The organism is Tropicimonas sp. S265A, assembly GCF_049800835.1.
GTDB lineage: Bacteria > Pseudomonadota > Alphaproteobacteria > Rhodobacterales > Rhodobacteraceae > Dinoroseobacter.
This window is the reverse complement of sequence record NZ_JBNAFU010000001.1, coordinates 698,621-724,719: the sequence shown is the minus strand read 5'-3', so window position 1 is coordinate 724,719 and position 26,099 is coordinate 698,621. Positions and strand designations below refer to the sequence as shown.

Below are 26,099 nucleotides of genomic sequence, written 5' to 3'. Positions count from 1 at the left end.
CGCATGCACACTCCCACACGCGGTACGCGATTATCTTAATGCCGTTGTGGGATTTTTGGCTCCGGCGGTAGGGATCGAACCTACGACCAATTGATTAACAGGCAGTTATGTCACATGCATCTAAGATACTGATCGGCATCAGACAATTTCTGAAATTGACTGGATTTCATGTGCCTCTTATGTGCCTCTACTTTCCTTGACAATCACCGTTTTCGCGCGGTTGCAGCGCTGTTTAGGCACTTCTTCGCATCGTCATTCTGGTCGCAAGTTCATGTCCGTCGTCTTCGAAAAGGTGGCCGTAGACTTCGATTGTGAACGACACTTTGGCGTGACCCATGTAGGACGAAAGCTGTTTGAGGTTCGCGCCCTCTTTGATCAGCCATGCTGCGAAGTGATGGCGGAACCCATGGAAGGTACGGTCTCGCGAGACGTGTACATATCGCGGATGACTGCCTTCTTCAGCCAAGGCGTCGGCCTTGTCCTTGAGAGGTTCTAACAGTCGCGGATAGAGAGTCGTCCGGCTAATGTAGTTGTCAGTCTTGGTTCCGAATACCAACTCGCGGTCGTGAGCTTCAAGCCATGGCTCCAAGACGTCTGCCAATTCGGGGTTCAACGGCACCCATCGGCGTCCGCTTGCCGTCTTGGTGGACGTATCGTCGTCGTCGCCCTCTGGCGCGCTTTCAATGATGTACACGCGACCCTCAGTCGGGCGGTAATCCTGACGACGGAATGCGCGTGCCTCCGAGAGGCGTGCGCCCGTGTAGGTCAAAAAGTAGACCATCGGACGATAGCGCGCCCATGTCCGGCGGACTTGTTTGTTTTCATCCTTTGCCAGAGCATCGGCAGCCGCCAGCATGGTGAAGATTTCGTTCGGTGTGTAGAACTTGTTCTCGCTCGCTTCCTTTGCGAGGCGGCGTTCTTTCTTCGTGGTCTTGTTCTTGATCGGGTTGTCCGGGGCGAAAGGAATGTATCCGGACACGACACCAAAGTTCAGAATGCACTTCAACAGCCGAAGCGCATGGTTGCGCGTGGATGCGCCAACGCCAAGCGCTTCGCATCTTTGGTAGATTTTCCGGAATGCTTCCGGGCCGATATCCTTGAGGCGTTCACGTTTCAGTTCTGGGATCACGACGTGGTTGGCAATTATCGAATGCGCCTGCTTTCGCGTTGAGAGCGCTGGTTTGTCTTCACCAATGGGCGGATTTTCGAGAGTGTCCAGATAGGCTTCCGCTACTGCTTCCAGCATCGGGCTTTGCTTGTAGCGTGGCTTGAAGTTGTGGCGCTTGGGGGCTTCTGCCAGTTCCTTTTCCGCGCGTAGCTGTACTGCCTCACGGTGAGACCGCGTAGATCGGGACTTGTATTTTGGCTTGCCGTTGTCGTGATAGCCGACGATCCACTTTACGCGCCAACGCGGTTCGCCATTTGTTGCGGGGGGTAGGGGTTCTATCTTTGCCAAGTCGTCACCGTCGAATCAATTGGTCGCAGGTTAGCTCCGACACCTGACAAAATTAAGGCGCACCCCGCTCTGAAATTTACTCTTGACAGATGACCCGTTTTGAAGGGGTTCCCTTGATCTTTCGATTCGTTTCTGCTACTGTTCAGGCTGATTGGGGGCAATCTTTGCCCACAAACATCTTCCCTCAACATAGGTGACCTGATGGCAAATCCCGCTGTTCGCTACGGCGACTCCACTACTGTTCCCATCCTTGCAACTGACACACAATTCGTTCGGCCCGTGACCGGTGCACAGACAGACGAAAACCCAATCCGCGTTCGCGTTGTGTCTGACGTTGATTTCCACGTCGCGTGGAACCGGCCTGCGACCACGTCGGACGCCCGCGTGCCTGCCGACCGGGTCGAAATCTACAACGTTGGACCGAATGATGTGCTGCACTTTGTGCGCGTCAGCGCTGATGGCGTGGCTTGGGTGACGGTGCTCTGAGATGCAGGACCAGTTCACAAAGATGGTCGGGTCGTCTGCGCATCTGACCAAGCGCCACGAGGCCTTGTTGGAAGAGGTGAAGTCGCGCGCCCTGTCGCTTGGCGTTCATTTGTCCGATGACGACGTCATTGGCAGCGTATCTTTCCGGACCTGTGTTTACGGCAACCACGACCTCGACTTTGATGAGGTGATTGGCGACCTCGAAAAGGTACCTGCCGTCGTCGAATGGAAAGCCGTTCAGCGCCTTGTTGAGCGCCTTGAAGCCGGTGACCCGGACGCAGCGGAAGAGATCGGCGGAACACCACGCGAGAAATTGGTCTTCGCGCGTGAAAACGGGCTCACGGGTCGCGCGGAAATCGACGCCAAGCTTAACGATGCCCAGATCGCGGCCATCCGCGATCCGGGGCGGCGCATCGCGGCGTATCGCAAGAAGCACGAAATCCTGAATGAAGAGATTCAGCGCGACGAACGCTTCATGTCTCCGGCGGCGAAGATCGCACATTTCCGCAAACAGAACGGGGGCCAAACGTCATGAGCTTGTACGTTTCATTGGATGCCATGGCAGCGACATTGGGCGTCTATCGCGGCGACGTTGCAAAGTTTTTGAAGTGCTGCGGCGTAGCCCACATCCCGGCGGACCGAATTCCGAATGACGCCTGCGACGGCGCGACCGAAAAAGGTTGGGAAATCGACGCAGTAGTGGAGTTGTTCCAACGCGCGATTACGAATTTCTCAGAGGCACAGGAAACCTACCTTCGTTCCCGCGCGCGCCGGTCTTGGCGGGACGTAAAACTGGGTGTCGAAGCGTGACGGATCAAGCCGGATCGAAACCGCTTCGTGCGCGTTTGGAACGCTACGCGCAGCTTTTGGCGTCGCCGGAACGCCGCAGTGCCATTGAAGCGTGGTGCCTGTCTGATCCGAACCCAGTGAAACCAGAAGCCACGCCCGGTCGCGGGGTGACCGCCAGCCGGAACGCAAACCGACAGGACGTCAAAGACCGTGTCGCTTTCCTTCAAGCGGAACGCGCTGCGGTACTGGCGGACATTGCAATTGACGCCGACAGCGTCAGCGAATTGATGGAGCGTGTCACAAGCCGCTTCCTCGCGATTGGCGAGTTGGCGGAGACCCTTGGCCTTTCTGAGTTGGCCGCGAAACTTCGCCGGGCGACGGTGGTGCACACTGGCAGAGCCGAACGCTTGCACCGGTTCCTGCCCGAAGCAGAGACCAAGCACGACTTGGATTTGGATGCGGTCTTGGCGCGCTTGCGTCTCTGCAAGTGTGCGACATGAGCCATTTCATCGCGGCCCTGCGCCAAGTCATTGAAGCTGATTTGAGGCGATTGAACGAGCTTGAGGCCCGCTTGCAAGAAGCGCGGGGTCCCGAGGTGGCAGGCGTCGTTCGCAGCATCGGAGAGACATGCGACAGCCTTTCAGCCGGGTTGGTCAAATTGGCGCGGAACACCGACACGATTGCCATAGCTGAAACTGAACCACCCTTGCCGACCAAAGACCCACGCGGTTTGGAGATTGCGGCCCGGCTGAATAGCCTGATCGAACACGGCCCTTGTGAGAGATGTGGCGGCGTCAGCCGCGCATCTGACTGAGGTCCCGACCGCCCGGCCTTCTGGCCATCACCTTCCTTTACCCGACGAAGGATCAATCAATGAGACGGACACATGCTTCCCATTCCCACGACCCGCCACCAAGAGGCGGTACGCTTCATGGCGCTCCACGAGGCCTTTGAACTCCCAAAGAACGAACACCCGCGCGACAGCGAAACAGCGGCTAAGCACGGCCTCTGCGAGGCCCTGTCATTCGTCCACGGCGCGTCGCATTCACTTGGAGAGGTTTTCAGCCTCTCTGATCGACTGTTGGCCTACCGCGATACGATCTGCGACGGCGGCGAACCTGCGATCTACGACGTCCACGCGCTCGCACAGCACATCGGAAGCTACGGCCTCGCATTACTGGCCTGCAAACTCTGCGGCGCGTGGATCGATGGTGACCAGTGGCGAGACGATGGCGTCGGACACCCCGTGCTTCTCACATTCGAAGACTGGAAAGACGATGAGTAAGGAACAGTCCACAGGCCAAATCTTCACCTTTGAAAAGGTCATCGTCGCCAACACGGCCCGCGTCATCGAAGACGGCAACATTCTTCGATCAGAAGCGACCGGCGAAACCCTGATCTTTGACCGCGAAGCCCCGAACTTCGCGGCGAATTTGAAGGCGTTCTTGGAGGCGCAGGCCCGCGCGGGGACGATACCAAAACGCGACGTGCCAATCTGGCATCTCTGGTTGATCGACAACGGGCGAGCTTCCATCGCCACCTTCACACGAGGTGACTCCGCCAATGCCGCGCGGGGGGCGCAGATATGCCATTGGAAGGGCTACGACTTCGCGGGTTTCTGAAAGAGAAATTTCGCTCGACCTAACATTTTTCTCAACGTTTACAACGCACTAAACTTGACTCATGCTTTCGGGTGGGCTATGTAGCTTCCCGAAAATGAGATGCCTGCCGTGCGAACAGATCACGTATCGGGCGCGCTTGGACATCATCAAAAGAGGATCGGCCTTACTGGGCCAAAGAGGGTGAAAATTGAGTACCGAAGTAGAAGACGCAAAGGCGGACTCTGACTACCGTGAGGTTGATGAATCCTCATTCCACCTGACACCCGAGGACTCGGTCGCCAAACTGATCGCGACAGATCGCGTGCACTCCCCGGACGTCATGCCGTCTCCAAAAGCGCTGGAACTTCTTTCGATCTGGCAGGCCGAAGAGGACGGTGCCGACGATCCGTTTGATTGGCACGCCGAATACGAACGCCAGCTTGCCGAAGACCTGCACGCGGCTTTTGACCCCGACGCGACCCAGTGGAACAGTGGCGAACTGAGCGGCACACCTTGTGAGGAATGGCGCGCGCTGATGCACCGCGAGGCCGCGTTCACGTACGGCAACGTAAAGAGCAAAGACAAGCGAAACGACACCCGCGACGACGCTTGGGCACCCAAGTCCATGCCCGTCTTCAAAGCCATTGAAGGAAACACCGCGAAGCGCCGCCCCGGCGGAAAAGTTGTGCGCGCCGAATGGGGTTTGTCCCGGCATGTTGAAGACGACCACAAGGGCGGTTCTGGCTATGTTCTTGGCGCTTGCCAAGGCCATCGCAGGGCAAAAGCGGTCACCACAATTGACGCGATTGGGCTCGACTGTGACACCGGTCATCTGACGTACGAAGAGGCTGTCAGCCGTGCGCGGGAAATTGACTTTGCCTTCGCCTCGCACACGAGCTTCAACCATCTCACGACCGAGTCTGAATTCAACTACGACGCAGTGGTCAAACACGCACACTGTGACGGCGAACCGACGCTGGAACAAATCAAGAACTACGCAAAAGACAAGAAGAACCTCGCGCCCCACATCATCGAGTCCATCGAAGTCGAAGAGATGCGCCACCACAGCGCGGAGGGCTTGTTCATTCGCGTGCGTCACCTTCCAATCGACAAGTATCGTCTGATCTTCCTTCTGAGATCGACAGTGACGATTGCGGACCTTGGGAACACCTTGGCAGAGGCACACGAAGTGCACAGTCAGAAGGTGATGGGTCTTGCCGAAATGGTTGGCGTGCCAACCGACCCCGCGACCTTGGACGTCTCTCGCTTCTTCTACGCGGCCCGTCATCGGGAAGGCACTAAGCACCACGTAGCAATCCACCGTGCGCCGCCGATTGACTACGACGATATCCCTACGGCGAAGAAACCAAAGAAGAGCACAGAGGGTCGTAATCGCCGCCCCGATGTGGTGGTCGAAACGCCTGACGGCGTCACGGTGGATGTGAGTGCGCTTTACGACAGATATGCGAAGCGTTGGGAACTGGCGACCATCACAGAACACTGCGACTTGGCGACGTCTGTCGCGGCGAACAACAGCGGGGGCAAGTTCCACGTCGTTTGTCCCTATGCAGACGGGCACACAGACAGCGCTGATGACACGGCAACTTTCGCTATGAATGCGGAAGACTCGGAGACTGAATTCGCGGTTGTGAAATGCCTTCACGGTTCATGCCAAGGGCGGCATCTGGTGGATTATCTGGGAGCTTGGATCGAGTCCGGTGATTTGGACCCGGCGCTCTTGGAAGACCCGTCCTACATGCTCGACTTTGCAGACGATCAGGAAGAGGAAAAGTTCTTCCGGCTGACGCCGGATGAAAAAGAAGCTCTCGCGGATGAAGCGGCTCAGGCGGGTGCGGATATCACCACCGAAAGCAACGACGATGACCTGAAAGCTCACTTCAAAGCCTTGATCAAGATTGGTGATCAGAGCGCGGTTGCGCGGGAAGTCGTGCGGATCGCAGACGTGGTGAAGCACCCACTTGGGAAAAGCGGCCTGAACCGTTTGGTGAAAGAAGTTCGGACGGAGATGGCAGCGGACGCGCGTCAGCGCGCAACACCGTCCGAAGCCGCTGAATCGATGGACATAAAGGCGGATGCGACTGTCCAAGCCGAATACACCCGTGCGCGCATCGCGGCGACGAACGCATCCGAACCTACTCTGTTCGAATACATGGAAACACCCGCTGTTGTGCGTGGCGGACGTTTGAAGTCTTTGAGCGAAAACGCCATGCGGCATGAGCTACGCAAGATTTGTAGCTTCACGTCCACAGAAGGCCCTATAGGCGCAAAGGTCACCCGCGAAGTCTTCCCGCCGAAGGATTTGGTCAGTGACACCTATGAGTCCGACCTTTCAGGTGTTCTGTTGCCCCTGAACGGAGTGGTGCAAACCCCGTTCTTCACAAAGGATGGCGAGTTGGTGACGGAGAACGGCTACCACGAAGGTTCTCAGATTTACTTGGACTGTGACTTGGAGCTACCGCGCGTTAGCGCGCATCCGACCTATGAGGAAGCCCATGGGGCCGCTCGTTACGTTGTCGAAGAGGCCTTTGCTGACTTCCCGCTTGGCGGATTGAGCCGTGATGAAATCATGGAACGGGCCTTTTCTGGTGACGGTGTCCCAGCCGTCGCGACATTGCTATCGCAGACCCTGTCGCCAATGTGCCGACCAATGATTGATGGCAATGTTCCCGGCCATGTGACGAACAAGCCCGTTCCGGGAACTGGCGCTTCGTACCTTGTCGCTGTTTCGTCGATAATTTCGACCGGTGAAGAGGTCGAAGCGACGCCGATGCCCAAAGAACCCAATGAAATGGCAAAGACGGTCAGTTCGCTTCTTTTGAACGATCCGACGATCATCTTCTTTGAGAATATCAACCATGAGATCGACAGCGCTGAGTTGGCGGCAGCGATGACGCCCCCGAAGTCCGGATATCAGGCACGTGTCTTGGGCAAATCGCAGATGGTCAAAACTCCTGTCCGGTCAGTGTTCACGTTCGCAGGAAACACGCTGACCATGAGTGACGAACTCCTGCGTCGGTGCGTACTGATTGACCTTGATCGCAAGGTTGCCGAGCCTGCGAAGTTCAAACCGGAACAGGGCTGGCGGCACAAAAACATCCGCGCTTGGACCGAAGAGAACCGAGCCGCGCTTGTGCACGCCTGCCTGACGATGATCCAATTTTGGGTCGTCGAAAAGAAGATGAAATACGGCGACTATGACCTTGCAAGCTTCGAAAACTGGGCAGGCGTCATGGGTGGTATTCTGGACGCGTGTGGCGTGCCCGGACTATTGGGCAATCAGCACCAGCTTACTGGCCTTTCTGACGGCGACGATGACGATCTTGGGCGTGCGATGCAGGCTGTTGCTGATGCCGTTTCAAAGCGCGTATTGGATGGCGAAGACGCCTTTGTCTACGTGAGCACGAAGTCTGACGATGATAAGCAGGCAGGCAAGTTCGGCCTCTTCGACATACTACACGCGATGGAGGACGTGCCCGCTTTGGATGGCTGGGGTTACAGCGTGGAAAATGGAACGCCTGTCTACGAAAACACAAACAAGGCGGGGCGGCGCTTCAAGGCCGCTGCCACACGCGTCTATGAGGTCGTGATCGGGGGAACTTTGATGAACATGTCTTTCGAGCGCGACGAAAGAACCAAGGCTTACAAGGTGTTTTTGAAGTAATAGAGTGCGCGCGTCAGCGCGGTGATGCGGTCGCGTGCCGATTGGTGCCGATTTGGTGCCGATTTTTCCCAAATCGGCACGGATTTTTTTCGTTGTAAAACAAGCGCGTAGACCCCGTTTGGTACCTCTGTGCCGATTGTGCCGATTTTTTTCTAATCTTCACGCGTAGAATTTTTTTTTTGCGAGAATCCCCTCAACGCAACGCCGCCTGTCATCAAAAGAAAAGTTTTTCCGGAGGGGTGCTGAAACCGCCAAAAATCGGCACAATCGGCACCGATTTATGATTTTCTCTCGTAACCCATTGGTTCGCAATCGTTTTTTCCCGTGCCGATATTTCCCCAAATCGGCACCAAATCGGCACCAATCGGCACGCCGCACGCGAGCAGCACAACACGGGCTAAATCGCCTCACGGCTGCCGCGCGAAACGAAACCGTCAAGAAGAATTTTTCCTATCCGAAAATTTGCCTACGCAAATCACGCCGTTTCAGGGCAATCGCTTACGCCAGACCACCCAATTCGCCTCAAGTGTGGGACAACTCGCGCCGTCGCTCACGTCAGGAGCCAGAACAGACGACTACAAGATATGGTAGGTTGAGGCTCGCTAACGCGAGCATACCAACTCCCCCAACTCGCGAAGCGGAACCACACTGTTTCTCTGTAGACCGTTGATTTCCCTGCGAATCATGCCTCGAATTCGATATACTGGGCACACCGAACGTTGATATCTTGTAGGAGGGACGCGGGATGACCGATTTAGCCAAGATCAAGGGGCCATTCGTTCTGTATTTCCGCGTCTCGACGCGACAACAGAAGCAATCAGGCCTTGGTCTCGACGCTCAGCGCCGGGACATTGATTTGTTCCTAGACAACTACGCAGACGGCGAAGTCATCGGCGAGTTTCAAGACACAGAATCCGGAAAGTACGACGATCCACAACGCCGTCCGGGCCTGTCAGAGGCCTTGGAAATGTGTCGGAAGACAGGGGCCACCTTGCTCGTGTCCAAGCTCGACAGACTGAGCCGGAAGGTTGCTCACATCGCTGCACTGATGGACGACAAGCACGTCACCTTCAAAGTCGCGTCAATGCCATTCGCTGATCGATTCCAGCTACATATACACGCCAGCCTCGCAGAACAGGAGCGCGAGTTCATCAGTCTCAGAACGAAGGCCGCACTACAGGCAGCACGTACGCGTGGGCAGGCACTTGGTGGTCTGAGAGACAAGACCAACAAGCGCAACCAAGCCGCTCGCACCATCGCAGATATTAAGGCCCACAGGATCGCAGATATCGCCGTACCCCTACGTGAAGCGGGCAAGAGCTATCAGGCCATCGCTGATGCACTGAACGCTGCGAACGTCCAGACACCGGGGGGTGGAAGGGCGTGGTACGCGTCCGGAGTGCGCAACGCGCTAATGCGATTGGAATGAGAAGCGCGCGTCAGCGCGCAATGATCTGTGACGATGGTACCTACATCTTGTGTCATGGGGGCTCCAATGGGGAATACCCGGTGCCCCCACCAAGGCGCGCAGTAGCTGTGATCGGTTCAGAAGTTCGAATTTCCAAGCCCAAGCCTGCCTGAAAATCCAACTTAGCCGTTTCGGAATTTGACTTAGCCAACGTGCCAAAACTTAGCTGGGGAGTTCCCGAAGCCTTAGCCGCCAATTCTGAAATGTTAGGTCAAGCGAAATTGCTTTTGCCGTCCTTCAAAATGACCCGTTGCGATTAGGTTGCCATACCGTTTTGTGGTATGCTTCTCGTGTCCGATTTCCTCCAAGCGCCGGACACTTTCGGGAATGGGCATGGTGGCGGTTTTCCCTCTTGGCCGTCACCACCCTCCCGGTTCCCAACGCCCCGACATTCCTGATGCAAAGAGGTTAAATCGATACGTCAAAGAGGAAGATCAAATGGCATCCACAGCCGTCGCATCCGTCACCGGCAACGGTGATAGCCCATTTTCGAACCAACTGCCCAAAGGGCAGTATCTACTCGGAATGTCCGGAGATTTTGACGGAGCGACCGTCGAGTTCTTCGTAAACTACGGCCTCGCCGAAGAGGTGCCAATTGGCATCAGCTACACGACACCGGACAGCGACATTTTGTGGTTGCCCCGCTGCACCGCATTTGTGCGTGTGACCGGCGCAGGACCCAACACCGATGTGCAAGTCGCAGTCGGTGAGCTTTCCAGCGAATTCCACCGCTTCAATTGATCCATGGCCTACACGCGTTCACCGGTGTTCCAGACCGTGCGCACCCCCGCCAAGGTCTTCTCGCCCGTCGTCCCGAACGATGGTGTGTTCTTGGCGCATGTGAACGTCTTCGGCGTTGACTACGAAACCCCACCTCCGCCGCCAACGCCAGCACCACCACGCCCGTTCAACGGCTTCAACAGTCGCATGTTCAACTCAGGAACATTCGGCTGATGGCTTACTCCCGTTCCCCTGTCTTCGATGCGGTACGCACGCCCGCCAAGGTCTTTCCGCCCATCATCCCTAATGACGGGGTCTTCTTGGCGCATGTGAACCTATTCGGTCTCGACCCCGACACTCCGTCCATCCCGACCCCCGTTTTCTTCGACGGCAATCCCGCTGACGAAGTCTTCTTTGATGGCGACCCCGGCAACGTCGTCACCTTCACAACGTAAGAGGGTCCAATCTTGCCAGACATTTCCACCTTCCTTGGTAACGCCGTAGGCGTCACCCACATGGGGACCTTCCCCGGTTCCACCATACCCAACAACCAAACTGTCAAAGGCGCTCTACAGGCCCTTGAGACCGCCGTAGAGGGCGGATCGTCGGGCGATGCTCTGAACGACGCGGACGGTGACACGTCCGTTGAAGTCGAACGCGGCACAGACGATGACACGATCCGCCTCACGGCGAACGGAACGGACGTCTCCACTCTGACCGACACGGAATCCTCTATCGTCACCGTCGGCGGAGGCTTCCTCATGGGCGTATCCGACACAAACCTCGGCGGGTTCGGGTTGCCCGGCGCGGGCGTCTTTGCCGAACTCGGAACCGTTCGCGCCATCAACGGGGCCGTCGATTTCGGCGGAGCTATCGCGTCCGCGAACCTGATCAACGACACCGCGACTGGTGAACAGTATGGCGTCATCGCCAACAACGCAGCCGGGGTGCTGGTCCTCTATGAGGACACCACGGGGTCGCAAACGCGTTGGCTGTTGCCCAACACGGTTCACGCAATGATCGCTTCTGTGAATGACGTGCCGGTCATGTCTTTGAACGACCAAGGTGGCGACGTCCGGTCTGTAACGATCCAGAACGGCGCAAGCGCCGCAGGCGAGACGACCGAACTGCGCTTTCAAGAACTCTCGTCCAACGGATCGAACTACGTAGGTCTGAAAGCCCCTGACACCGTCGCCACAGACGTCGTGTGGACCCTCCCGGACGCAGACGGCCAGAAGGGCCAAGTCTTGAGCACCAACGGTGCAGGCACGACGTCGTGGGTCACGCAAGGGCTAACGCCCTCAGGCGAACAAGCCACCAACTTCACCGCAACACCCAATGTCCTGAACTTGGTCGATACCACCGCCGGACCGGTGACAGTAACACCACCTTCCAGCCCTGCACCCGGTGACCGCTTTGGCGTATCCGACAGCCGCGCCAACGCTGCGACCAACAACATCACCGTCGATTTCGTGACTGCCGGGGACAACTTCCACGCCGCCTCAGTGAACTACAATTTGAGCGCAGACCGCGAGGCCGTGGAATTCGTCTACGCTGACTCAATTGTCGGATGGATCGTTCAGTAAGTCCTATCTACTCGATTACGACGTAGAACGGTTCACTACGACTTACCTGTAACCCGTCGCGTTTTCGAATTACAAACGCTTCTACAAAGTGAACACCCCGATATTTTAGGCTTTCCCAACGCTTTCCATCGGCGGCAGAGTCAACAAATGAACCGCGCAGACCGCCATCTTGTAGGGCCTCTTCACCGGTATTCGTCACCCTCCAATTGACTTTGAAGTCTCGACCATTCAAGGGCATGCCTGTCAAGAGCCTGACCTCAAATTGGAGTTCCATCTTTTTGGGTACTATGTCGCCGCTTGCAACAGACCGAACTACGGCGCTTCCACGCGTACGATGAAGCGTTGACGTAACTTGAACCGAAAAATGATGGTTCCCAACCGCTGGCCAAGTGGGTTGTTCAAGGTACGGAAGATCAGAAATTGTAGCGGGAATTGCCCTGCGACCATATTGCTTTACCAAATCGACGAAGTCGCCGACGAAACCAAGCGCCGTTGTAGGAGTAACTCTGACATTTTCTCGAAGGTGATCTACGGCCCTTGCTGTTACGGATTTCGCCTGTTGAGCCTCTTCGTTCTTGCCAAATTCGCTGCCGAAGACGCGTCGCCATTTGGCGATGCTTTTATTTTTATCCGCCTCGATGAACGCATCATCGATCCAACCCCGATATTGGTGTACCTTATCTCGAAAATTCGAATACTGATCATCTGTCCAGCAAACCGAGAAGTCTTCGTTGCTGAAAGGGCTTGTGACTTGCGGCTTCACTGGCCGGATTTGTAGCCAAGTATCCAACCTTTCAAATATGGTCCTAAGCGCACTGGGCGTATCAGCGAAATTCGCACTCCCTTGGTCTGATTGATAAACCTGATGAGCCAACAAGGTTGTGAGACAGACCGATGAACAAGTGAAGGTCGTCTTGATGTCTCGTAGGTACTTCACAAGTCGCGTGACTTTGCGAAAGCTATTGTTACCAGTGAGGGTGTTCGCGGCGTTGAGCCAATCAGTAAAGAGCTTTGGTTGGCTTTCCTCGAAGTTATCATCGTCTCTGTTGCATACTTCCAAGAGGTCGAAACCCCAACGGTTTCTAATGCATGGCGCTATATCCACTCGCTTATCTTCGGCGTAGTCCAAAGTAACGCAGTAGGTATATCGATGGGCCTTGTCGCTGTAAGTCGAGCTTTCTCGGAACACGCTGTAAAGCTTATTGACATAATCACTTGCAGACCAGTTTTCGACGGGGTCAACAATCGCTAAGATGTCCGCGTCGAATTCCTTCTTGGGCAACGGCCTAATTATCGTTTTGTGAGCAAATGAACCTTGAGGATACCACTCCAAGCCTCCGGGCTCCCAGTCGGAATCTCTGACAAATCGATGGAGAGCACTTGACGTGCTTTCAAGACTTTGAAATCGGCTCTGGTTAAGGTTAACCGTGTCGTCCAAGAACTCTTTGAATATCCGGAGGTTCTTCACCTAAATGCCTTCTTGCAAATTAGCCCTTGAGGTAGCCCGCCCACAGCGAGTTTAGGCTCGCCTCTTGGGTTCGATAAACGAATGGAACAATTTCTGGCGCGCTCTGAATTGCGCTCGTGTAGTCTTCCATTATTAGAAGCGCATCTGCTGAGTTTACCTCTCCTTGCTTTGCTATCTCGATTCGGCTCAACACGGCGCTTGTTTCGGCAGAGCACCTCCAATGTGCTAACAACGATCCGAGCACGTCGGCAGAAAGTATGAAGACAGTCGCAGCGAAGAATATGCGCACGGCCATCATCAAGACGTCATTGGTTGCGCTCGGTATCAGAAAAACTGCGACGATGGCGAAGGCCACAGCATACGCAACAACGATCCCAATCCATGCATTGGCGCTGACGCGGTGGAGTTTTGAACTGTAAAAAGCAGATTCTTCAAGGCATTCAAGAAGCTTCAACGGCCCCGGCTCGGAGGCAGATGCATAGTAGTCCGACTTCTTTGCATTTTCTGCTGCTTCGACGCCGACAGTAAATTTTTCCATCAGCCTTCGTTTTTCGCCAGCCGAAAGCTCTTCACCTAGGCCATTCACGATCAGGGCGGCTCGCCTCGCGGAGTGGGCAGCGTTCTGCTTCTGACCGTATTTTACGTTTATCCATGTCCAAATGGCCAACAGTACCAAGTTTGCGACCGCAAGGAAGTACAGGGTTTGGGCGTCATTCGTAACAACCGAAGCCACGGCTGGAAGCGCCACAATCAAACCTACGAAGAACGATGCCACTCGCCATTTGCCAGATGCAGCATACTCCGCGCGTAGGTAACCTACTAAGCTATCGCCGTCCAAGGTCATCACACGCCCCTAAGTCAGTCTTCCTTGACGGTGGTACTCGGGTGCAAGCGCGCAAACCGACCTGTAACGAACTTCCCGCTTTTTGCGCTCCGCGCACTTCCAGTCTTGCCGCCGCCGCGCCTCTCTCCCACGGTAGTCGCAGGATGCGATTTTGCGTACTTCTTCGTGACAAACTTGCCTGTCTTGGCGCTCCTGTAGTTCTTGCCCGGCATATATGCCCCCTTTGCTTCGCTGAACCTCAATATATAGGTAAGCATCGGGTCACATCGTTTCAAGAACAAATGGTGAAAATCGCTGCATGTAAAGAGGCAGCCGATTTCGTTTTGAGTTATCTTACCTGCTTGGCTGCGTCCCGTACGGCCTTAGCGAATGTCTGACTAAGCCCAATATCAAGCGCCAACCGGTAGAACTCTTCGTCTTCGCCACGCAAGCCGTATTTGCGCACTATAGAACGAGTGCCCTTCGTGATTTCCGGTATGTCTCCGGATGTGACCCACTTGGGGTCGCCAACAACCTCTTTGAATTCACATACGGCAGGGTCGGGTAGGTTCGCCCCGAAAAGGAAGTATCGAAGGTAATCTAGGAAATTCGGGTGTGTGTAGACTTGTTCGCCTTCACAGCCGTTCCTTTCGAACAGGCCCAAATTGGATGTACGCAGACGTCCTGTGTTGTAGTCAGGGTCAGTCCAGTAGAGCAGCCTGACCGAAGGTATAGCGTTCCTTTGCCTCAGCGAATGCAAAAGTTGCAAGATTAGCGGACCCTGCCTCAGGTATGCCCCGTGATCGATTTTTGGCTGATCAAGCTCAATCCCTGACAGGAGCGCCTTTTCTTCCCTTGTGAGTTCGATTTCGAAAGACAAGCTCGGCCTCAATGTTCATTTTTCGTTCTATCAAAGGCTATGTGTAAGTTCTCTCCCAATCAACCTGTTCGATTTTCAAGGGGACTCTTGATCCAAGGACGAAGCCGCCGGTTGGCGTGCTTCGGGACCGGGAATCAGGCGTTCAGGGTTTCCATCCTGTTGGAATGGTAGAGCGGGTTTTTCATGTGCCTCTTATGTGCCTCTACATGTGCCAAAAGGGCAGAAATTCGCGGACATATCGTGAACATCTGAGTTATCCACAATTTTCTTTCGCAGCGACGCGCGCTCTACGGAGTTGTTTATAAATGGAAAAATTGGCTCCGGCGGTAGGGATCGAACCTACGACCAATTGATTAACAGTCAACTGCTCTACCGCTGAGCTACGCCGGAACTGAGGCGCGAAATAGCAACTCCTTACGGGTGTGTCCAGTGGTGCTGCCCGAAAATATGCCGCTGTCTGTCAAACTATGTGAAACACCGCGTCGGCGCTGATCGGACCTTCGCAGGTGGCGAGAGAATTTGCTTCCATTTCAACGAGATGCGCAAGGACGTTTCGGGTCGCTGCGGGTAGCAGGGCGGCCGGAGTGTCCGTATAAATGCGTTCCGCAAGCGTCCTTGCACTGCCCTGGGCGTTCTGCAATGCCGCAAGAATCTGGGCGTCTCGCATTTGTCTGTGCGTGCGCAACTCGGTTACGCGCGTGTGCGGGCTCTCTATCGCGTCGCCATGCCCCGGAAAATACACCCGGTCTTCATCCCGCCCGGACAAGAGGTCGAGGGAGCGCATGAACGCCCCGAGATCTCCGTCAGGAGGGGACACCAGCGAGCTTGCCCAGCCCATCACGAGATCGCCCGAGAACAGGTAACCCGCGTCCTCCCAGGCAAAGCACAGGTGATTGCCGAAATGCCCCGGCGTCCAGAGGGCGCGCAAGGCCCAGTCGCCGTGCGCAACTGTTGCGCCATCGGTGAGTACCTCATCCGGAGAAAACCTGTCATCCACGCCTTCGCCGCCGGCGAGGTGCCCGTTCTGCGCGAGATCTGCCATGCGAGCGCTGCGTCCGCTGCGTGCATCCCCAAAGGCATAGATCGCAGCATCGCAGGACTGCGCCAGCATCGTTGCGCCGGGGCTGTGATCGAGATGGGCGTGCGTGACCAGGATGTGGCTGATGCGCTCACCGGGGGACAGGGCTGCCTTGATCTGGCTGAGATGGTGCGGGTCCGCGGGGCCGGGGTCGATGACGGCAACGTCCCCTTCGCCGATGATATAACTGTTGGTGCCCCAGAACGTCATGGGCGAGGAATTGTCGGCAAGGACCCGACGCACGCCGGGCGCAAGCCGCGTAATCCGGGCCGGACGGGGCGGTATAGCGTTGCTCATGTCTTTCGTCCTTGTCGTCGACGGTCTAAGTTGCCGTCCATGTTCGCTGTCATGAAACGCTACATGCCACGCAGGCTTTATGCCCGCGCCGCGCTGATCCTGATCGTTCCCATTGTGACGGTGCAACTTGCCGTGTCGATCATGTTTCTGCAGCGCCATTTCGAGGATGTCACGAACCAGATGACATCCGGGGTCGCGCAGGAGGTGGCCTTTCTGCTGTCCACGATCGAGGAGGCCACGGGTCCGGACGCGGGCCTTGCGATGGCCTATGCGCAAGGCCGGGCGCTGCGTATTGCGCTTGAACCCGCAGAGGCCCTCGGCTCGGGGGAAGCGCGGTTCTACTACGACATCTCCGGCCGAACGGTGATCCCGACCCTGCGCACGCAACTGAACGGGGTCGGGCAAATCGATCTGATGTCAGACGAAAACGCGGTGATCTTCACCCTGGAAAGTGCTGCCGGTCCCCTGGTCGTGACCGTCCCGCGCGAGCGGATGTCGGCATCGAACCCGCACCAATTGCTGGTTCTGATGATCTTTGTCGGCGCCCTGATGACCTTGGTGGCGTACATTTTCCTGCGCAACCAGCTGCGCCCGATTGCGAAGCTTGCGACGGTCGCGGAGGCTTTCGGCAAGGGCCGGGTTGAAGAATTCAGGCCCCGCGGCGCGGTCGAAGTGCGGGCCGCGGGGCACGCGTTTCTGGCCATGCGCGCCCGGATCGAGCGCCAGATCGAGCAGCGCACCCTGATGTTGTCCGGTGTCAGCCACGATCTGAGGACACCGCTAACGCGCATGCAACTGGAACTGTCGATGCTGGATCCGTCTCCGGAGGTCGACGCGCTTACCAAGGACGTGCGCGAGATGGAGCGGCTTTTGAACACGTTCCTCGATTTTGCCCGATCGGATGCGACCGAGGAAACAGAATTGATCGATCCCTACGAACTTGCGGAGGTCGCGGTTGAAAAGGCGAAACGCGGAGGAGGGGACGTGACGTTGCGTCCGAGACGGGGTGCGCCCGTGCAAATGCAGCTCAGGCCCCTGGCAATTGAACGGACGCTGGACAACCTGATCGGGAATGCCCTGCGCTACGGCACGAAGGCCGAGGTGTCTGTCGCGGCGTTCGAAGGTGCCGTTCGGCTGCGCGTCGAAGATGACGGCCCCGGTATTCCGGAGGATCAGCGCGACCAGGCGCTCAAACCGTTTGCGCGGCTTGACAGGTCACGCAACCAGAATGCAGGAGGCGGGGTCGGACTTGGCTTGGCCATTGCGGCCGATATCGCGCGCAGTCACGGGGGGACGCTGCGCCTAGACGATGCGCCGAAGCTCGGCGGGCTCAGGGTCGATCTTGTACTTGCTCGGTGATGCCATCGCGCATGCGCGCTGACATCTGAAACACCTGCGCCTGGACGGCGACGGCACTCATGTTCTTGAGGTGACGATATGCGTCTGAACGGGCCCGGCGCGTGTCGCCACCACAAAGCTCTGCGCCCGCGTAATTCAGGCTGTACCGAGACATGTTTTGCAACGAGAACAGAATAGTTTTCATCAGGGTCATGTTCACTCCTTCACTCTCCTCACGACACAAAATGGGGCGAAATGTCGCATGGTCCATTAAATGCCGGAGAAAAATGTGCGGAGCCTTAAGGCAGCGTGCGGAGCGTAGCGCGCAGTGCGGCGGGGTTTTGTCAGAACGGCGTGCCCCAGATCGGCACATCAACCCGCCAATGCGGAGGTGCGCGTCCCGCCACCGGCAGCGGCAGAACGGGCAGTTTGTCGTCCAGCAGATTGCCGCAGACAATTTCGGTCAAATCGGCGCCACGGAACGCGATACTTGAAAGATTTCGCAGGGTCTTCGTCGGAGAGTGATCAAGTTGCGCCCGCCCCATTTCGCCAGCGGCAAAAGCCGCCTCGACACTGTCCACCCAGTCCGCGATGCGTTCTGACGCGATGACGGTCTGCCCGCCTTCAGGGTCGATACGAATGATCTCGCTCGACACGATACAGGCTGCCAGAACGTGTCCTTCGCTGTCGATCTCGATGCCGTCGACGAATGCGCCGCGCGGCATCTGCGCAAATACCTGTGGCGCGCCGTGCAGACCCCGTTCGTCCAACCTGATCCGCGAAATCCGCTGCCCCATCGTTTCCGCAATGTAGAGCCAGCCTGCCTCGTAATCCGCCCGCACCTCGTTGGTATAGGCAAGGCCTTCGGCAACAACGCGCATCCTGCCGTTCTCAATCACGGCGACATAGCCGTTGGCGGTATGCGTGTTATACGCAAGGCTGCGCGGCGAGAACGTGGATGAAACGGTGATCCAGGTTTTGCCAAGGTGGTCATGCAGGACAAAGTTCACCGGTGGTGAGGTGCCGTTCAATGCGCAGTCGTGAAACAGGCGCAGGCCGGACGGATCAAGGACCATCAGGCCGCCGCCATCGGCGATGTTTGCGACCAGAAACCTGCCATCCGGCAGCAGCGCGATCCCGTTGGCGAGCGTCGGAACACCCTCGCGCATCGTCGGATCCGCAAGGTGGAACTGCCGCCCATCCGGGCAGATGTGCGTGACACCCCGGTCAAACCCGGAACAGAAGAGGTCGCCAGAAGCCGTGGTCAGCACGCATTCCGCGCGCCGCAGGTTTCGTCCGAGATAGTTCGGATTGATGCTCATGCCGTCGCCCTCCGCCAAGGGCAATGCTGCGGTCTTCGGGAGCGTTTGGCAACCGGTGCGGGCTTACGTCGTCTCGCCCCCGTTGACGGCGATCATCTGTCCGTTGACGAACCGTGCGGCAGGGCTCGCCAGAAACGCGACCACGGCCGCCACGTCGTCAGGGCGGCCCATGAAGCCCGCCGGAATGCTCGCGACCCGCTCGGGATCGTCTTGCGTGACAGTATCGCTGCGGATTTGGCCGGGTGAAACTGCGTTTGCCGTAATTCCCATGGGCCCGAATTCGCGCGACAGCGCCTTCGTGAGACCCCAGACGCCATGTTTGGCTGCGGAAATCGGCGCGCCTTCGAAATAGCCCTTGATGGCCTTCATACCCGCAAAGGAAATCACGCGTCCCCATCCCGCCTCTACCATGCCCGGCAAGAACGCCCGGCTTGCATAGACGCTTCCCATCAGGGCAGGGGCGAGGACAGTTTTCCAATCTGCGTCCGTGGTCTCAAGAAATGGTTTGTGGGGCCTGCGGGCAGCATTGTTGACGACGATGTCGACGCGTCCAAAGGCGTCCAGCGCAATTCTGGAAATTCGTGAGATATCGTCGGGTGAGCCGACATCCCCCATCGCGACCAGTGCTGATACTCCGGCATCTGTCACCAGTTGCGCGGTTTCCTCGGCGGCCTCACTATCTGACGAGCCGTTGACGATGACATTGCACCCCAGACCCGCAAGCTGGACCGCGACGGCGCGCCCGATGTTGCGCCCCGAGCCTGAAACGAAGGCTGTTTTTCCTGCAAGCGGTGTGTCTGTCATGTCAGGCCTTTTCCCTTTTGGGGTGTTTTTTGGCATGGCCGGGCAATTTCGCGTCGCGCCGCCTTGCCTGAGTTTCAATGTTTCCGCCCGCTTTTCGCCTGATTTAAGTTATCATTCAACAGACAACTGTTGACAATCTACATTTTTCGGGACGACATGGCATCCATGGAAATCCGGGAAGAAGTGCGACAGGCCTGGGCGAAGCGGCGGCAACGAACGCTGACCGTTCAGGTGCGGGAGGAATTGGAGCGGATGATCCTGTGGGGGGAAATCAAGGGCGGCGCGCGGTTGAACGAGAACGCGCTTGCCGCGCGCATGGGCGTCAGTCGCGGCCCAATCCGGGAGGCAGCCCGCGCGCTTGAACGCGACGGTCTGGTCAGAACAATTGCAAACCGTGGAAGCTTCGTGCGCGAACTCTCGACCCGGGAAGCTTGCGAGCTTTACGACCTGCGCGCTTTGCTGGCAGGTGAGCTGTGCGCACAGGCAGCCCGCGACCCTCACCCCGAAGCCATCTCAGACCTGACCCGGCTGGTCGCTGAAATGGATGCGGCGATAGCAGATGCAGACGAAGACAGCTACTTTGCGCGCAACCTCGATTTTCATGATCTGATCGCGGAGGCATCAGGAGCCACGCGGACGCGAGATCTGTACCTCTCATTGGGCAAGGAGGTGCGACTGATCCGCTGGCACGTCTTGCGGGGCCGCAAGGCGCTTGAGGTGTCGAACGCGGAACACCACCGGATCCTAGCGGCCATCGCGGCCCGTGATCCGGATGCGGCGCGGCGTGAGGGGGACACGCACCATCGAAACGGAAAGAGACGCTGGCTTGAAACGCTCTAGGTAACGGGCACGAAGTTGAAGGCCATCCGAGGCGCGATCAGGCAAAGACCTGCGGGCCGTGCAAGACTTCACAATAGGGAGGAAGACATGACAACCATCACACCCAAGACACCATGGCTGCGTGCCGGAGTCGTGGCTGCCAGCATGACGCTGGCCTTTGGGGCGACGCAAGCCCTCGCAGATGACTACCCCGCAGAGGATCTGGATTGGACTATCGCGTTCGGCCCCGGAGGCGGCAACGATATCATGGCGCGCACGATCATCGATATCCTCAACAAGTATGACCTCTACCCCGAGGATATCTCTGCGGAAAATCGCGCTGGCGGGTCCGGAGCAGTCGGGTGGGGCTACCTTTATTCGAAATCCGGCAGCGCCTACGACATCTCCACCACGTCCGGCAGCTTCGTGACCACGCCGCTGCAGGCAGACACCCCGTGGCAGCCCGAGGATTTCACGCCTGTTGCCCTTCTGGCAACGGATGATCTGGCGCTCGTGGTCAATGGTGGGTCCGACGTGCAGACCATTCAGGACTTGATCGCCAAGGCCAAGGCGGGTCCGATCACGATCGCAGGCACGGGTACCGTAAATGTCGACTTCATCGTGCCGACGCTTTTTGCGGAAAAGGCCGGCTTTGAGTTCGAGTACGTGTCCTTCAACTCTATGGCAGACCAGACAACGGCGCTCTTGTCCAACTCTGTTGATGCCATGGTTGGCAACCCCGGTGAGATCATCGGCCTTGTCGACAGCGGCGATCTGCGTGCGCTGGTGTACTCCGGCGTCGCCACCCCGTCTGCGCTCGAAGGTGTGCCAACGATGGGGGACCTTGGCTACGACATCGGCGTGTCCATGCCGCGCGGTCTGATCCTTGCGCCCGACGCACCTGCCGAAGCCCAGCAGTGGTGGATCGAAACCATGCAGCAGGTCGTCGAGACCCCTGAGTGGGATGCCTATATCGAGAAAAACCAGCTGACCGAGAACGTGATCTACGGCGAAGACTTCCGTACGTTCCTTGCCAACACCAAGAACGGTTTTGGCGAAGTTCTGCGGTCTGTCGGCGCGATCGAGTAACGCGCATTGCTTTCGGGTCTGACCTCAGCTCGTGGTCAGACCCGGTCCGGAGGTCCCGTATGCGTATCCCGTTCCTCGTCGCCGTCATGGCGGCTGGTGTGTTCTACAGCTACATCGCCTTTGCCGATTTGGGGTTCATGACCCGCACCGGACGTCTTGGGCCGGGCTTCTTCCCGCGTCTGATCGGGGTCGGCATCATCGTGCTGTCGATCTGGGCTATCCTAGATGAACTGCGCGCCCGTGGTACGGTCGAGGATACCATTGGATACTGGCGCGATGCGCTTACGATGGTCGGTATGGCGCTGATCTACGCGGTGTTCCTCAAGGTGTTTGGTGGCTACATCGCTACCGTCGCTTTCCTGCTCTTGGCGCTAACCGTGTTGAACAAGGGCCGTATGCGACAGAACCTCTTGCTGGCCTTTTTGATCCCAACCGGCGTCTACGCGCTCTTTGATCGCGTACTGAACGCCAACATGCCGCCGAGCATGATCCAACTGCCGATCTGATTTTCGCGGGCTCCGCGCCCCCACCCGGAGACGTCGTACATGGAAATTTTCGCCGATCTGGCCATGGGGCTGTCCGTGGCGATCACGCCGATCAACATCGTTTTCCTGTTGTTCGGAGCGATGGTGGGCATGATCGTCGGCGTGATCCCCGGGTTTGGCCCATCGGCCGGGTTGGCCATCCTGTTGCCGATCACGTTCGGCATGGACCCGATCGGCGCGGTGATGATGCTTGCCGCGATCTATTACGGCGCGATGTACGGGGGCACGATCACCTCGATCTTGCTCAATACACCTGGCGAAAGCGCCACGGTCGCCTCCACATTTGATGGATTTCCTCTGGCCAAGAAAGGCCGCGCCGGGCCAGCGCTGGTGATGCAGGCAGCCGCGTCCTTTGTCGGCGGCACGGTTGGCGTCATCCTGATCACCATCCTTGCGCCGATGTTCAGCCAGGTTTCGCGCAGTTTTGGTCCGCCGGAGTATTTCCTGCTTGCAACCATGGGCATGCTGACCCTGATCGTGATGATCGGGGCCAACTGGAAACTCGGCTTGATCTCGGCGCTGATTGGCTTCGCCCTCGGCACCGTCGGCGTTGACCTCGAGACGGGGCAGGGCCGCTACACGTTCGGCTCGGCGGAACTTATCGGCGGCATCTACTTCATCCCGATTGCTATTGGCCTTTTCGGTCTCGGCGAGCTTTACTACGCCTTTTACAAGGGCCTGCACAAAACCGGCACCGGCGCGATTGTCCAATATGACAAGGAGGCCCGCTTCTGGCCTGAGGCGCGTGACTGGATCTCCACCCGCATGACCATGGTGCGCGGGTCGATCCTCGGGTTCTTCGTGGGCGTCATCCCGGGTGCGGGGGCCACGATTGCCTCGCTTATGGCCTATTCGCTGGAACGCTCTGTCTCCAAGAAGCCAGAAAACTTCGGCAAGGGGGAGATGGCAGGCCTCGTCGCGCCAGAGACTGCAAACAACGCGGCATCGTCCGGGGCCATGATCCCGCTCCTGACCCTTGGCATTCCCGGCTCGGCCTCCACCGCCGTGTTGCTGGCGGCGTTCCTTCTATGGGGGCTGCGCCCGGGGCCGCTCTTCATGCAGCAGAACCCGGAACTGGCCTGGGGCCTGATCGCGTCGATGTACCTTGGCAACATGGCGCTGCTCGCCATCTCGATCTTTGCCATCCCGCTCTTCGTCAAGATCATCAAGATCCCCTACCGCATCCTCGCACCCACGGTCGTTGTCATCTGTACGCTCGGGTGCTTTAGCGTGAATGCTTCATTCGTGGAGACGTACCTGATGTTTGCTGCCGGGATTGTCGGGTTCTTCATGCGGCTTTACGGGTTCTCTCCCGCGGCCCTCGTGCTGGCACTTGTCCTCGGCCCGCTGGCCGAGGAGGCGTTGCGCCAGACCCTGACGATCTCGCGCGGGTCCTTCATGATCTTTGTCGAGCGTCCCGCATCGCTCTGGATCATTGCAGTTACGGTCGTTCTTCTGGCGATTGTGCCGCTGATCCAGCGCCTCGGGAAATCCGCCAGCGCCGGAGAGGCTGAGCGGGCCGGCAGTTGAGCACAGCGCGACAGATCGGCGAGAAATCTCGCCTGTCTGAGGCGAAGGCGCGGGGGCTGTGTTCCCGAGCCTTCATGCGTTTTGGGGTGCCTGAAACCGCTGCGTGGGAGGCCGCGGCCCCCCTCGTGACGGCCGAGATGATGGGGATTGCCACCCATGGCTTGAGCCGCGTGGTCGATTACACGACACGGATCGCCGCTGGCGGGATCGACGCTAAAGCCGTCCCGCAGGTGGAGGCTCTGGCACCCGCCTTGGTGCGCGTTGATGGGCAAGACGCACTCGGGCCGCTGACGGCGACGCGGGCCTTGCAAGCCGGCGTAATCGCTGCGCGCGCGGCAGGGGTGGCGGCGGTCTTCGTGCGCCGTGGGACCCATGTTGGCGCGTTGGCCCCGTACCTGCTGGATGCGGCAGGGCAGGGCTTTGCCTGCGTTTTCACGTGCAACACCGCGCCCATGATCGCGCCTGCGGGAGCGCGCACGGCAATGGTCGGCAATATGCCCCTTGGGATCGGGCTGCCGGGAGGTGGAGGTGGTCCACTGATCCTCGATATGGCGATGACGGTCGTGTCCCGCTCGCGCATACGGGCGGCGGCTGAGGCTGGTCACGACATCCCCGAAGGCTGGGCCATGGGGCCGGACGGCACGCCCACAACTGACCCCGTTGCCGGTCTGAAGGGCCTGATCGCCCCGATCGGAGGGGAGAAGGGCGCGCGCCTCGCACTCAGCCTCGATCTCTTCTCCGGTCTCCTGTCAGGCGCGCGGTTTATGGATGACATCCCAGACACCCACCGGACGCCCGAAAAAGCGCCGGGTGTGGGTTATGCCATCTTACTGATCGACGCCGATAGGCTGCTGGGCAAGGCGGCGCTTGCCGCGCGTATGCAGACCGCGCAAGACAAGCTGGCCAACGCCCGAGCGGTCGATCCTGAAAGCGCACCACGGCTTCCCGGTGCGCGAGCGTTGGCTGCCCTCCGCACGGCGCGTGCAGAAGGGTTTCAGCCAGACCCCGAAACTCTCGCAAAACTCACCGCACTCGCGACCGGTTAGGCGGCGACTTCGACTTTCTCGGCAATCTCACGAATGGCTTGCAGGAACTGCGCAACCTCAGCTTCGGTATTGTAGTGGCACATGGACACGCGGATGCACGCAGGCAGCCCGAGCGGGTCGAGGATGTTGCCAGAGTAGTGGTCCGCCTTCCGCGTATGCGTCCGAATTCCGCGGCCGCGTAGCGCCGTGACGACGTCCGGCGCGTCCATTCCATCGACAGTGATCGATACCAGCCCTTCGCGGAGCGGGTTATCCACCCCGCCGAGGATCGTGATGCCCGGCATTTCCGCGAGCCCCATCTGGTTCCCCGTGCCGTGGATCATCGCATCTGTCAGTTGCTGCTCATGGGCGTGGATCGCTTTACCAGCCGCCTCGATCTGGGTGCGCCGGTCGCTGCTGTCGGTGAACTGGCTCCCGAGCCATTCGAAATACGCCACTACGTCCGAAAACGTCGCATAAGCGCCTGTGTCGCGCGTGCCGAACTCCCAAGGGTTCCCCGGCGCGTCGATCAGATGCTCGTGGGGCAGGGCGTTCAGCCGGTCCGAGACCCACGCGACCCCGTAGCCATGGCGCGAGAACACCTTGTAGGGCGAGACGACATAGCCATCGATCCCGTAGCTGTCGATGTCGAGCCGCCCGTGTGCGGCGTGCTGAATGCCATCGACGATGATGTAACACTCGGGCGCGATCTCACGCACGGCCTTGGCAATCGCCCCTACATCCACCGCCATCCCGGTCACCGGGGAGGTGTGCAGGATCGTGACAACGCGCGTCTCCGGCGTGACTTTGGCCAGATAGGCGTCCCGGCCCACTGACCCCGTGGTGTCGTCATGGGCCACGACCACATGCGGCTTGCCGGTGACCTCGGACCAATGCGCCGCCGCACTGCGTGTGGCAGGGTGTTCCAGGCTGCTCGACAGGACCTGACCTTCCGGCGTTGCGACCACCGCCGTCCGGATCAGGCGGAACAGCAGCTCCGTGCCGCTTTCGCCCACAAAGAACTGGCCCTGTGAGGCGTTGAACAGCACCCGCATGTCAGCCTTGGCCTTGTCGATGATCGCCACGAGCGCGTGCGCAGCCTCGTTATCGCGGCCCTGGTTGTCGGGGATTGCCGCGAACTTGGCGGAGGTGTCCACTGCCGATTTCAGGGTCAGAGCGCCACCTGCGTTCTCAAAGAAAATACGCGGCCCGGCGAACGGACACTCGTCCACATGGGCGAAGCGGTTGCGGATTTCCTCCATCAGGCCCGGCTTGGTGTCAAACATGAGAAAC

The 26,099-nt window shown here is 58.3% G+C and carries 27 protein-coding genes and 1 tRNA gene; 19 read left to right on the top strand and 9 right to left on the bottom strand.

Translation table 11 applies throughout. The annotated features are described in order from the left end of the window. Nucleotides 1-232 precede the first annotated feature (232 nt). Complete coding sequence (locus ACP15N_RS03575; RefSeq protein WP_425090840.1) at nucleotides 233-1,456, bottom strand: tyrosine-type recombinase/integrase; 1,224 nt, start codon at nucleotides 1,454-1,456, stop codon at nucleotides 233-235. A 279-nt stretch (nucleotides 1,457-1,735) separates the two neighbouring features. Between ACP15N_RS03575 and ACP15N_RS03570 the strand changes: the two genes are divergently transcribed. From ACP15N_RS03570 to ACP15N_RS03510, 13 genes are all read left to right on the top strand, one after another. Next, nucleotides 1,736-1,942 carry a hypothetical protein gene (locus tag ACP15N_RS03570; protein WP_425090839.1) on the top strand — a complete coding sequence of 69 codons (207 nt, stop codon included), beginning with the start codon at nucleotides 1,736-1,738 and terminating at the stop codon, nucleotides 1,940-1,942. A 1-nt stretch (nucleotide 1,943) separates the two neighbouring features. Continuing rightward, nucleotides 1,944-2,477: a hypothetical protein gene (locus tag ACP15N_RS03565; RefSeq protein ID WP_425090838.1), complete on the top strand. Its 534-nt coding sequence runs from the start codon at nucleotides 1,944-1,946 to the stop codon at nucleotides 2,475-2,477. After that, nucleotides 2,474-2,752, top strand: a complete 279-nt coding sequence (locus tag ACP15N_RS03560; RefSeq protein ID WP_425090837.1) for a hypothetical protein — start codon at nucleotides 2,474-2,476, stop codon at nucleotides 2,750-2,752. The genes ACP15N_RS03565 and ACP15N_RS03560 overlap by 4 nt, the downstream gene beginning before the upstream one ends. Continuing rightward, nucleotides 2,749-3,231, top strand: coding sequence for a hypothetical protein (locus ACP15N_RS03555; RefSeq protein ID WP_425090836.1), 483 nt, complete (start codon nucleotides 2,749-2,751; stop codon nucleotides 3,229-3,231). Before ACP15N_RS03560 ends, ACP15N_RS03555 begins: the two co-directional genes overlap by 4 nt. Next, complete coding sequence (locus ACP15N_RS03550; protein WP_425090835.1) at nucleotides 3,228-3,545, top strand: hypothetical protein; 318 nt, start codon at nucleotides 3,228-3,230, stop codon at nucleotides 3,543-3,545. Before ACP15N_RS03555 ends, ACP15N_RS03550 begins: the two co-directional genes overlap by 4 nt. A gap of 72 nt (nucleotides 3,546-3,617) precedes the next feature. Continuing rightward, a complete protein-coding gene (locus ACP15N_RS03545) occupies nucleotides 3,618-4,016 on the top strand; it encodes a hypothetical protein (RefSeq protein ID WP_425090834.1) in 399 nt (132 codons plus the stop codon). Next, complete coding sequence (locus tag ACP15N_RS03540; protein WP_425090833.1) at nucleotides 4,009-4,353, top strand: hypothetical protein; 345 nt, start codon at nucleotides 4,009-4,011, stop codon at nucleotides 4,351-4,353. Before ACP15N_RS03545 ends, ACP15N_RS03540 begins: the two co-directional genes overlap by 8 nt. A gap of 187 nt (nucleotides 4,354-4,540) precedes the next feature. Beyond that, nucleotides 4,541-8,014 (top strand): hypothetical protein, encoded by a 3,474-nt coding sequence (locus tag ACP15N_RS03535; RefSeq protein ID WP_425090832.1) that lies wholly within the window; start codon nucleotides 4,541-4,543, stop codon nucleotides 8,012-8,014. Nucleotides 8,015-8,759: 745 nt separating this feature from the next. Then, on the top strand, nucleotides 8,760-9,443 hold the full coding sequence (locus tag ACP15N_RS03530) for a recombinase family protein (protein ID WP_425090831.1): 684 nt from the start codon (nucleotides 8,760-8,762) through the stop codon (nucleotides 9,441-9,443). A 477-nt stretch (nucleotides 9,444-9,920) separates the two neighbouring features. Then, complete coding sequence (locus ACP15N_RS03525) at nucleotides 9,921-10,223, top strand: hypothetical protein (RefSeq protein ID WP_425090830.1); 303 nt, start codon at nucleotides 9,921-9,923, stop codon at nucleotides 10,221-10,223. A 3-nt stretch (nucleotides 10,224-10,226) separates the two neighbouring features. After that, nucleotides 10,227-10,436 carry a hypothetical protein gene (locus ACP15N_RS03520; RefSeq protein ID WP_425090829.1) on the top strand — a complete coding sequence of 70 codons (210 nt, stop codon included), beginning with the start codon at nucleotides 10,227-10,229 and terminating at the stop codon, nucleotides 10,434-10,436. Next, nucleotides 10,436-10,657 carry a hypothetical protein gene (locus ACP15N_RS03515; RefSeq protein WP_425090828.1) on the top strand — a complete coding sequence of 74 codons (222 nt, stop codon included), beginning with the start codon at nucleotides 10,436-10,438 and terminating at the stop codon, nucleotides 10,655-10,657. Before ACP15N_RS03520 ends, ACP15N_RS03515 begins: the two co-directional genes overlap by 1 nt. Before the next feature lie 12 nt (nucleotides 10,658-10,669). Then, entirely contained in the window at nucleotides 10,670-11,788 is a 1,119-nt protein-coding gene (locus ACP15N_RS03510) for a hypothetical protein (protein ID WP_425090827.1), read from the top strand. Nucleotides 11,789-11,795: 7 nt separating this feature from the next. Here the strand turns inward: ACP15N_RS03510 and ACP15N_RS03505 are convergent, their stop codons facing one another. The 4 genes from ACP15N_RS03505 to ACP15N_RS03490 all read right to left on the bottom strand — a co-directional run bounded on the left by ACP15N_RS03505 (nucleotide 11,796) and on the right by ACP15N_RS03490 (nucleotide 16,334). After that, nucleotides 11,796-13,256, bottom strand: coding sequence for an SMODS domain-containing nucleotidyltransferase (locus tag ACP15N_RS03505; RefSeq protein ID WP_425090826.1), 1,461 nt, complete (start codon nucleotides 13,254-13,256; stop codon nucleotides 11,796-11,798). A 19-nt stretch (nucleotides 13,257-13,275) separates the two neighbouring features. Then, a complete protein-coding gene (locus tag ACP15N_RS03500; protein WP_425090825.1) occupies nucleotides 13,276-14,100 on the bottom strand; it encodes a hypothetical protein in 825 nt (274 codons plus the stop codon). A gap of 1,174 nt (nucleotides 14,101-15,274) precedes the next feature. Beyond that, nucleotides 15,275-15,349 (bottom strand) — tRNA-Asn (locus ACP15N_RS03495). 70 nt (nucleotides 15,350-15,419) lie between these two features. Then, nucleotides 15,420-16,334 carry an MBL fold metallo-hydrolase gene (locus ACP15N_RS03490; RefSeq protein ID WP_425090824.1) on the bottom strand — a complete coding sequence of 305 codons (915 nt, stop codon included), beginning with the start codon at nucleotides 16,332-16,334 and terminating at the stop codon, nucleotides 15,420-15,422. A gap of 39 nt (nucleotides 16,335-16,373) precedes the next feature. Here ACP15N_RS03490 and ACP15N_RS03485 point away from each other — a divergent pair, with 39 nt between their 5' ends. Further along, nucleotides 16,374-17,693, top strand: a complete 1,320-nt coding sequence (locus ACP15N_RS03485; protein WP_425090823.1) for an ATP-binding protein — start codon at nucleotides 16,374-16,376, stop codon at nucleotides 17,691-17,693. Here ACP15N_RS03485 and ACP15N_RS03480 read toward each other — a convergent pair. From ACP15N_RS03480 to ACP15N_RS03470, 3 genes are all read right to left on the bottom strand, one after another. Further along, nucleotides 17,665-17,886, bottom strand: coding sequence for a hypothetical protein (locus tag ACP15N_RS03480; protein WP_425090822.1), 222 nt, complete (start codon nucleotides 17,884-17,886; stop codon nucleotides 17,665-17,667). The two genes, ACP15N_RS03485 and ACP15N_RS03480, sit on opposite strands and share 29 nt — an antisense overlap. A gap of 130 nt (nucleotides 17,887-18,016) precedes the next feature. Further along, entirely contained in the window at nucleotides 18,017-18,994 is a 978-nt protein-coding gene (locus ACP15N_RS03475; protein ID WP_425090821.1) for an SMP-30/gluconolactonase/LRE family protein, read from the bottom strand. Nucleotides 18,995-19,057: 63 nt separating this feature from the next. Beyond that, nucleotides 19,058-19,798, bottom strand: coding sequence for an SDR family NAD(P)-dependent oxidoreductase (locus ACP15N_RS03470; protein WP_425090820.1), 741 nt, complete (start codon nucleotides 19,796-19,798; stop codon nucleotides 19,058-19,060). A gap of 129 nt (nucleotides 19,799-19,927) precedes the next feature. Between ACP15N_RS03470 and ACP15N_RS03465 the strand changes: the two genes are divergently transcribed. The 5 genes from ACP15N_RS03465 (at nucleotide 19,928) to ACP15N_RS03445 (ending at nucleotide 24,827) form a co-directional block, all read left to right on the top strand. Continuing rightward, complete coding sequence (locus ACP15N_RS03465; protein WP_425090819.1) at nucleotides 19,928-20,638, top strand: FCD domain-containing protein; 711 nt, start codon at nucleotides 19,928-19,930, stop codon at nucleotides 20,636-20,638. An 87-nt stretch (nucleotides 20,639-20,725) separates the two neighbouring features. After that, a complete protein-coding gene (locus tag ACP15N_RS03460) occupies nucleotides 20,726-21,706 on the top strand; it encodes a Bug family tripartite tricarboxylate transporter substrate binding protein (protein ID WP_425090818.1) in 981 nt (326 codons plus the stop codon). A 59-nt stretch (nucleotides 21,707-21,765) separates the two neighbouring features. Then, nucleotides 21,766-22,212, top strand: a complete 447-nt coding sequence (locus tag ACP15N_RS03455) for a tripartite tricarboxylate transporter TctB family protein (protein WP_425090817.1) — start codon at nucleotides 21,766-21,768, stop codon at nucleotides 22,210-22,212. A gap of 39 nt (nucleotides 22,213-22,251) precedes the next feature. Further along, nucleotides 22,252-23,781, top strand: a complete 1,530-nt coding sequence (locus tag ACP15N_RS03450) for a tripartite tricarboxylate transporter permease (RefSeq protein ID WP_425090816.1) — start codon at nucleotides 22,252-22,254, stop codon at nucleotides 23,779-23,781. Beyond that, nucleotides 23,778-24,827: an Ldh family oxidoreductase gene (locus tag ACP15N_RS03445; RefSeq protein ID WP_425090815.1), complete on the top strand. Its 1,050-nt coding sequence runs from the start codon at nucleotides 23,778-23,780 to the stop codon at nucleotides 24,825-24,827. The genes ACP15N_RS03450 and ACP15N_RS03445 overlap by 4 nt, the downstream gene beginning before the upstream one ends. Here the strand turns inward: ACP15N_RS03445 and ACP15N_RS03440 are convergent. Further along, nucleotides 24,824-26,092 carry an aminotransferase class V-fold PLP-dependent enzyme gene (locus ACP15N_RS03440; protein WP_425090814.1) on the bottom strand — a complete coding sequence of 423 codons (1,269 nt, stop codon included), beginning with the start codon at nucleotides 26,090-26,092 and terminating at the stop codon, nucleotides 24,824-24,826. The two genes, ACP15N_RS03445 and ACP15N_RS03440, sit on opposite strands and share 4 nt — an antisense overlap. Between the last annotated feature and the right edge of the window lie 7 nt (nucleotides 26,093-26,099).